The 7,384-nt window shown below is 70.2% G+C and carries 8 protein-coding genes and 1 pseudogene; 6 read left to right on the top strand and 3 right to left on the bottom strand.

The window, feature by feature from the left end:
* On the bottom strand, nucleotides 1-54 hold a 54-nt coding region (locus EAO75_RS48400; protein ID WP_315987690.1), incomplete at its 3' end, for a lasso RiPP family leader peptide-containing protein.
* A gap of 933 nt (nucleotides 55-987) precedes the next feature.
* On the opposite strand from EAO75_RS48400, the gene EAO75_RS43525 reads away from it, so the two are divergent.
* From EAO75_RS43525 to EAO75_RS46335, 4 genes are read left to right on the top strand one after another with little or no spacing between them, the layout of a single operon-like run.
* Nucleotides 988-1,125 carry a lasso RiPP family leader peptide-containing protein gene (locus EAO75_RS43525; protein ID WP_148000680.1) on the top strand — a complete coding sequence of 46 codons (138 nt, stop codon included), beginning with the start codon at nucleotides 988-990 and terminating at the stop codon, nucleotides 1,123-1,125.
* Between the two features lie 35 nt (nucleotides 1,126-1,160).
* A complete protein-coding gene (locus EAO75_RS43520) occupies nucleotides 1,161-3,044 on the top strand; it encodes an asparagine synthase-related protein (RefSeq protein WP_148000679.1) in 1,884 nt (627 codons plus the stop codon).
* Nucleotides 3,041-3,304 carry a lasso peptide biosynthesis PqqD family chaperone gene (locus tag EAO75_RS43515; protein ID WP_148000678.1) on the top strand — a complete coding sequence of 88 codons (264 nt, stop codon included), beginning with the start codon at nucleotides 3,041-3,043 and terminating at the stop codon, nucleotides 3,302-3,304. Before EAO75_RS43520 ends, EAO75_RS43515 begins: the two co-directional genes overlap by 4 nt.
* Entirely contained in the window at nucleotides 3,301-3,747 is a 447-nt protein-coding gene (locus tag EAO75_RS46335; RefSeq protein WP_187284840.1) for a lasso peptide biosynthesis B2 protein, read from the top strand. The genes EAO75_RS43515 and EAO75_RS46335 overlap by 4 nt, the downstream gene beginning before the upstream one ends.
* A 321-nt stretch (nucleotides 3,748-4,068) precedes the next feature.
* Here EAO75_RS46335 and EAO75_RS48020 read toward each other — a convergent pair.
* Nucleotides 4,069-4,611: pseudogene (locus EAO75_RS48020) on the bottom strand (ATP-binding cassette domain-containing protein); the annotation flags it as partial.
* 211 nt (nucleotides 4,612-4,822) lie between these two features.
* Here EAO75_RS48020 and EAO75_RS43505 point away from each other — a divergent pair.
* Complete coding sequence (locus EAO75_RS43505; RefSeq protein ID WP_148000676.1) at nucleotides 4,823-5,449, top strand: hypothetical protein; 627 nt, start codon at nucleotides 4,823-4,825, stop codon at nucleotides 5,447-5,449.
* A 357-nt stretch (nucleotides 5,450-5,806) separates the two neighbouring features.
* Here EAO75_RS43505 and EAO75_RS46330 read toward each other — a convergent pair whose 3' ends face one another.
* Nucleotides 5,807-5,965, bottom strand: a complete 159-nt coding sequence (locus tag EAO75_RS46330; protein WP_187284839.1) for a hypothetical protein — start codon at nucleotides 5,963-5,965, stop codon at nucleotides 5,807-5,809.
* A 497-nt stretch (nucleotides 5,966-6,462) separates the two neighbouring features.
* Here EAO75_RS46330 and EAO75_RS43500 point away from each other — a divergent pair, with 497 nt between their 5' ends.
* The gene (locus tag EAO75_RS43500; RefSeq protein WP_148000675.1) at nucleotides 6,463-7,299 is read left to right on the top strand and encodes a hypothetical protein; all 837 of its coding nucleotides are present in this window, start codon (nucleotides 6,463-6,465) and stop codon (nucleotides 7,297-7,299) included.
* The last annotated feature ends 85 nt before the right edge of the window (nucleotides 7,300-7,384 follow it).

Here is a 7,384-nt window from a genome sequence, read left to right as displayed (position 1 = left end):
CGCTCCCAGGGCCTCACCTCGGGTCAGCTCGGCGAAGTCACCGACTTCCACCATGGCCGGCGGTTCGTACACCTCGTCCTGCTCCATGAACGTCCTCCTCTACTTCCGCTGATGGCACGGGAGTATGCGGCACTCGGGTCGGGCTTGAGCCCGTACGCCTCGGTGAACGCTGCGCGGAGATGATCGGCCGCAGTCTCTGACTTCAAGGCCCCAGCGTCCACGGACTTGTCGTACGTGACGTGGAGTGCCTCGTCCATCCGGCGTTCGAGTCTGCTGCCGTCTTCGCAGACTGCGAAGGCGGAATCGCCCTTGCACAGGATGCCCTCCAGTTGGCGGGCGTACGAAGCAGCCATCTGGAAAACCTTCCAGCCTGCTCCCTGCAGCGCTTGCTGCACGCAGCCGAGCGTGGCGTCGATGACCTCCAGGTGCAACATCGGGTTCATCCGGTCGTCGAGAGTGGCCAGCTCGGAGCACGGGTCGCGGCTCTTGAGGATTCTGGACGGCAGCTTCAGCCGCACTGCCACGGGCTCCGCCATGTCGAACGTTCGCAGCACTTCGTACAACCAGTTACCGATGGGCACGTCGATGTGGTCCGGCACACCCTCTGACCACAGCGGCTCCGGCTCGGTCTTCCTCGCCAGACGGTCACTCAGTCGTCTCCATACGCTGGTCACGAAGCGACTGTTGAAGGCCCGTGATGAGAATACGGCCGACTTGTTCCTGGGTCCGCATGCCCGAGAACCTTCAGAAACGGGCCGCGGTCTGTGGCAGTGGGGTCGGGGTGTGTTGGGTGTGACATGGCGCAGTGGGTGCTGTGTGCAGTGCCGGCGCTCACCACGCCGGGAGAGCTGCTCGCGCGGTAACTGGGGGTGCCTCACTCCATCGGGTAGGGGATGGTCCAGGTCGGCGTAGTGCGGATGTGTCGTGGGCACGGTCCGCTGGGGTGTGGGCTCCACGCGCCATCAGCGGAAGTAGAGGAGGACGTTCATGGAGCAGGACGAGGTGTACGAACCGCCGGCCATGGTGGAAGTCGGTGACTTCGCCGAGCTGACCCGAGGTGAGGCCCTGGGAGCGCACTACGAGGGCGGATTCCCGCCCTACGAGTGGTACTTGGGCCCCAACTGAGACCGAGACTGACAGCACATGACGGGTGACGTGCCATGAGCGGTGACGTGTGGTTCACGATCCTTCCGGACGGTGAATCCGGCGTGGCCGCGGCGCGACTCCTGCGCCCCTGGGCCGGCGAGACCATCGCTCACCACTCCGGCCGACCGTGGCTGCTGGGCAGTTGGCCGGACGGACTGGTCACGGTGGGCGCCGCAGGGGCGCGGCGAGTCGCGGTGATCGGGCGCTGTCCCGTCACCGCCGCCGAGCTGTCCGCGCGGGCGGGACGGCTTCGGGACATCGGGGACGTGGAGCGGATCGCCCGGGGCCTGACCGGAAGCTTCCACCTCCTCGCCTCCGTCGACGGTACGGTCCGGGCCAGAGGGAGCGCGTCCGGGGTACGGCGGCTCTTCCACGCCCGGGTGGCCGGCGTGACCGTGGCCGCCGACCGGTCGGACCGGCTTGCGGCCGTGACCGGTGCGGCCCTCGACGAACGGCTCCTGGCCGCCCACCTCCTCGCCTCGCCGCTCCCGTACCCGCTGGACGACCACTGTGTCTGGCAGGGTGTGCAGGCCGTGCCGTCCTTCGGCTGTCTGCTGATTGACGCGGAGGGGCGGGCCCGGACGCAGCCGTGGTGGACCCCGCCGGAGCCTCAACTCGCCTGGCAGGAAGGAGTGCCCGCGGTGCGCGCGGCGCTCACCGCCGCGGTGGGCGCCTGCACGGCCGACGGAGGCACGGTGAGCGCGGATCTGTCGGGCGGCATGGACTCCACCAGCCTGTGCTTCCTGGCAGCCCGGGAGCAGGAGCGGACCCGGCCGGCCGGAGCGAGGCTGGTGACCATGCGCTGGCAGAGCATCGACCCGGAGAACGACGACGCGGCCTGGGCCGCGCGTGCCGCCGCCCGCCTTCCCGGCAGTGAACACGTCACGCCCTCCCGCGACGAATGGCCCCTGTGGTACAGCGATCTGACGGCCCTCACCGGCGACGCTGTCCCCACCGATGAGCCGGGACCATGGGTGCGCGACGGCGCCAGGCTGGCGGCGCTCTGCCGTCTGATGACCGGCCGGGGGTCACGCCTGCACCTGATGGGCGGCGGCGGAGATGAACTGTTCAGCACGTTCCCCTCGCACCTGCACGACTACGTCCGATGCCATCCGCTGGCGGCGTACGCCCGGATCCGTACGCAACGCGCCTCCCAGCACTGGCCGCTCGGACAACTGCTGCGGCAGCTCGCGGACCGCAGGACGTTCAACCAGTGGCTGACCGCATGGGCGCAGGACTTCACCAGCGCCACGCCCTTGTCGACGGCCCTGGTCCGCAGGGCCCCCTCGACAGCGTGGGGAGTGGACCTGCGCATGCCGCCGTGGGCGACCCGGGACGCGGCTGCGGCCGTACAGAGCCTGCTCCGGGAAGCCGCCGAGACCGCCGAGCCGCTCGCGCTCCAGCGCGGGCAGCACACGGCACTCGCGTGCGTACGGACCGGTGGACGCGGGCTGCGGCAGCTGGATCAGGTGACCTCCAGACGTGGCCTGGGACATGCCGCGCCCTACCTCGACGACCAGGTGATCGAGGCAGCCCTCGCCATCCGCGTGGCCGAGCGCAGTACCCCCGGCCGGTACAAGCCGGTGCTCGCCGAGGCGATGCGCGACATCGTGCCCGACGACGTGCTGCGGCGGCAGACCAAGGGCGAGTACAGCACGGACTTCCATGCGAGCCTGCGCCACAACCGGGCCGGTTTGGTGGAACTCTTCGACGGCTCATGGCTCGCCCGAACCGGGCTGATCGACGACGCCGCGCTCCGGGCGTCGTTGCTCGGGGTGCACCCCACCCCGGAGGGCCTGCGCTCCCTCAGCTCCAGTCTGGGCACCGAGATCTGGCTCCGTTCCCGCCCTGCGCACACGAGCCCGCCAAGCACCGCAATCACTGAAGGAGCACCGTGAGCCTGACCTTGCGACCCGGCGTCTGCGCGACGGACACGGCGGATGGCATGGTGCTGCTCGATGAGGTCACCGGCCGGTACTGGCAGCTCAACCGCACCGCGGCGATCATCCTGCGCAGCCTCGTCGACGGCGCCGAACCACCGGACACGGTTCGCGCACTGTGCGAGGCCTACCCCCGGCTCACCGCCGAGCGCGCCGACGCCGACACCGCCTCGATCACGCGCGCGCTGACCGAGGCCCGGTTGGTGGTGCCCGTATGAGCCAGCCCATGGTGCCCGCCGTCCGCAGTCGCCTGCCCCTGCGCCGGCGTCCCGCGGCCCTCCTCGCCACAGCCGCCGCCCGGCTGATCGTCGCGCTCAAGCCACATCGCATCCGCCTCGTTCTGTGCCGGGTCCGGCGCGGGGCCACCCCCGCCACCGCCCGGCAGGCGCTCGCCGCCCGCGAAGCCGTCGTCGCGGTCAGCGCGCGCTGTGCCGGGGAGGGCTGCCTCCAGCGGTCCGTGGCCACCGCGCTGCTGTGCCGGCTGCGCGGGGTCTGGCCAACCTGGTGCACAGGCGTGCGTACGGCGCCGTTCCGCGCGCATGCCTGGGTGGAGGTCGACGGCCTCCCTGTGGGCGAACCGCACCGGCCGGGGGAGTACCAGCGCATGATGGTGGTGTCGGCCGTACAGGCACAGAAGCGGCCGCCTGCAGAGCAGCCTTGAGGGCCGGCGGCCCCCTTGCCTTGCGGCAGGGGGCGGTCGGCCACCGGTCTGGGCGAGGCGGTAGAGCTCGGCGAACAGTCCGCCGCGTGCCATCAGCGTCCGGAAGTCGCCCTCTTCACGCACGCGCCCCCGGTCCAGGACGACAATGCGGTCCGCGATCCTGGCGTTGTCCAGGCCCTGAGTGACGAAGACGGCGGTCTTGTCGGCGGCGAGTTCCTTGAAACGGCGGATCACCAGATACTCGGCGCGGGGGTCCATCGCGGAGGTGGGTTCGTCCAGCATGAGCATCGCAGCATCGCGGTAGAAGGCACGCGCGACGGCGATCCGTTGCCACTGCCCGCCGGACAGGTCGGTTCCGCCCCAGTGGGAGCCCGCGACCAGTGTGTCCAGGCCGTGCGGGACGCGCGCGATGACACTGTCCGCGCCGGCCGCCCGAGCGGCGTCCAGAAGGAGGACGTCGTTCGCGGAGCGGGGCTGGCCGAGATGGATGTTGGCGCGCAGGTCCATGGGCCAGCGGGTGAAGTCCTGGGGTACCAGGCCCACCTTCGCCCACACGGTGTGCGGATCTGCCTCGGCCAGGTCGGTGCCGTCCCAGCTCACCGTGCCGACGCAAGCGATGCGAAGCCCGGTGAGCAGCGCGGCCAGGGTGGACTTGCCTGACCCGTTCTCGCCCACCAGCGCGATCAGTTCACCGCGCCGCAGGGTGAGGCTGACACCGTCGACCGCTGGCGTTACGGCGCCGGGATAGGTGTAGCTCACATGCTCGACGCGGATCTCGGCCGGCGCGTCTGCCGGGATCTGCCTGGTCCCGCGGACCGCTCGCAGGTCTTCGGCCCTGTGCAGGAACGCCTGCCAGTCCTCCATGTACAGGCTGGTGCGGAACAGCCGGGCGACGGCCAGGACCAGAGAGCTCAGCGCGCCGGTGCAGGTACGCACGGCCACGACAGCCGTGGCTGCGAGCGCGAGGTCCAACCGGCTGGTGACGGCCAGCCAGCCGAGGGCGGCCCAGGTCGCGACGAGCACGAGGCCACTGGCGCCGGCGCCGAGCAGGGTGACGCGCAGGACGCGCGGGGCGGTGCGTGGCCTTGATCCGGTCGGTGACCTCCTGATACCAGTCGGCAAGGAACACGGCCATGGTGGTGGCACGGACCTCGGCCGCGCTGCGCTGGTGGGTGGCGTGGTGCCGCAGCAGATAGCGCAGATGGCTGTCCGCGATGTTCTGGTGGTCGGCACGGTGCTTGATGCGCGCGGTGGTGACGCAAGAGGCGCCTTTGGGGATCACCGCGAGCATGAGCAGTGGCAGCAGCACTGGGTGCAGCAGGGCCAGGACCGAGGCGGCGGCGACGAGTTGGCCGAGAGCGGAGACGAAAGCCTGGGCGTCGCTGATCAGGTTCTCGGTCGCCTCCGCGCCGCGGCCCGCGGCCTGCAGCCGGTCGGCGAAGCCGGGCCGGTCGTACGCCTCCAGCTCGACCCGCGGGGCAGCCGCGAGGATCTGGAGGTCTGCCGCGGTGGCGACTTCCGGCGCGAGACGCGCGGAGGCATAGACGGCGAACGCATCGGCCCCCGCGCGCGTTGCGGTAGCGACGGCGACGACGATCAGTGCAGGAGTGGCTGCGGTCACCCGCTCGGCCATCTACCCGCCCTGGAACAAGTGGGCCAGGGCTCCCGGAAGCGCGGCGAGCGCCGGTCGAGGAAGCGTTGACGGCCGGCTGACAGCTGGCCAGCCAGAGCATCGCGCAACGGTCGGCGGCCCAGCCGAGGCGGGCCGCGGCGGCGAGCGTACGGGGCAGCCGGGCGGCCATCCGCCACCAGGAGGCATACGCGATGTCCTCGAAGTGCGCGTCGCCGCGGAGGCCGACCTGCTGCGAGGTGCTGACGGACGAGGAACCGGATGAGGATGGCGTCCCCCGTCCCATAGTGGTGCGCGAATCAGAGTGTGTTGGGGTGAAGGGCCCGTTTTAGCTTGCACGGTGGGACCGGACGTGGCCTTTGAAAGCGATGGCCGTTTGGGCTGGCTACTGGGCGGCCCGCCGTGCTGCTCCGGGGTGGGGTGTGAGGGTCAGTCCAGTTCGCAGAACGCGGCCTCGATCTTCGAGTCACCGGCGACGTTCAGGACGGACAACTCGCCGTTGTGGACCAGTTGGCGGGGAGGGGGAAAAAGCCTCTCGGCCGATTCCTTCGCGAGGTTGGGCCGCGAGATGTACGACGTGGCGGGCATGCCTTGTGGTGTCCTCGGGTTGCACGGTGTCCTTCGTCCCTGGCATGCCTTGCGCACGCTGTTGATGACCTTGGTACGCCCGCCCTCGCCCAGTTCGGCCGACGGGTCGAGGAGGCGGCGCTTGCCACCGCAAGCGCCGAGCTGACCCCCACGACGTAGGGACTGGCCATACTCGGCCCGTTGCAGGGAGCTCGACCTCGTCGCCTGTCTGTGATTCGCCTGCGTGTACCGGGCGTTCGACGCGCTCGAGGGCTTCGCGGCTTGGTTCGCGGAGCTGAGACACAGCGGGTCAAGCTCTCCAAACGTGTCCGTGGGCTGGTGGCTGGATTCACAGGTGTTCCCTTCCCCGCCTCTCGGTCGGGCGGTATTCCTTGCCGAGGTGCGGGGGCGGCCTCGGGCAGGGAAGGGACACTGCGATGACTCATGCGGGGCACGACGGCCAAGGAGGCCTGGAGAGTGCCGCACCCGTTGCGTCGGCCGCCTGCGGTCGGACGGAGATGACCTCGTTCGACGAGGTGTACGACCAGCCGGACCCCAGAGACTTCTTCCGCCTCCTGGGCCGCTGGGACTATCAGACGCCTCACCATGCACAGCGGGTCTTCCGGTGCCTGGCCGCCGCCCGCACGCGAACCACCCGCGCAGCCGCCCCGGTCACGGTGCTGGACATCTGCTGCTCGTACGGCATCAACGCGGCCCTTCTCAACCACGACATCACCCTGGAGGACCTGTATGCCCACTACACGTCCCCGCAGGCCGCAGAGCTCACCACGGCGGAGCTGATCGAGTGGGACCGTGCCTATTACGCGGCTCACCGACGTCCCGGCGTGCACCGGGTGATCGGGCTCGACATTGCTGCGAATGCCGTCTCCTACGCTCTCGCTGTCGGTCTGCTGGACGAAGGCTTCACCGAGAACCTCGAAGCGGCTTCCCCCACCCCCGCTCTTCTGCGCGCCGCGCAGCCGACCCTTCTGGTCACCGTCACGGGCGGCGCGAGCTTCCTGTCCCCGCGCACGTTTCAACCGCTCCTCGCCGCCGCTCACGAACCGATGTGGATCGCGGCGTTCGTTCTGCGTACCGGCTCCTACCGCCACATCGCTGACGGGCTGGCACCGTACGGCCTCCTCACCGAGAAGGCGGCTGCTCCGAGCTATCCGCAACGCCGCTTCACCAGCGTGCATGAGCAGCGGTATGCCATCACCGCGGTGACGGCCGCCGGCGAGGATCCCCGGGGCAGGGAGAGCGACGGCTACTTCCACACCGCCCTGCACCTGTCACGACCCGCGAAAGATGCCGCTGCTCTTCCGCTCACCACTTTCACGTCTGAGCACGCGTAAGCACGCGCGAACCCCACGTGGGCGTGGCCCTCGGGTGAGGCGGGTTGTGGGGTGTGTCCGTACGGATGGCGGCTGGGGCGGTGTG

Origin of the sequence: Streptomyces sp. UW30 (assembly GCF_008042075.1) — a bacterium.
Lineage (GTDB): Bacteria > Actinomycetota > Actinomycetes > Streptomycetales > Streptomycetaceae > Streptomyces.
The sequence above is the reverse complement of the archived record's forward strand: the minus strand, read 5'-3'. Positions and strand labels throughout refer to the sequence as shown.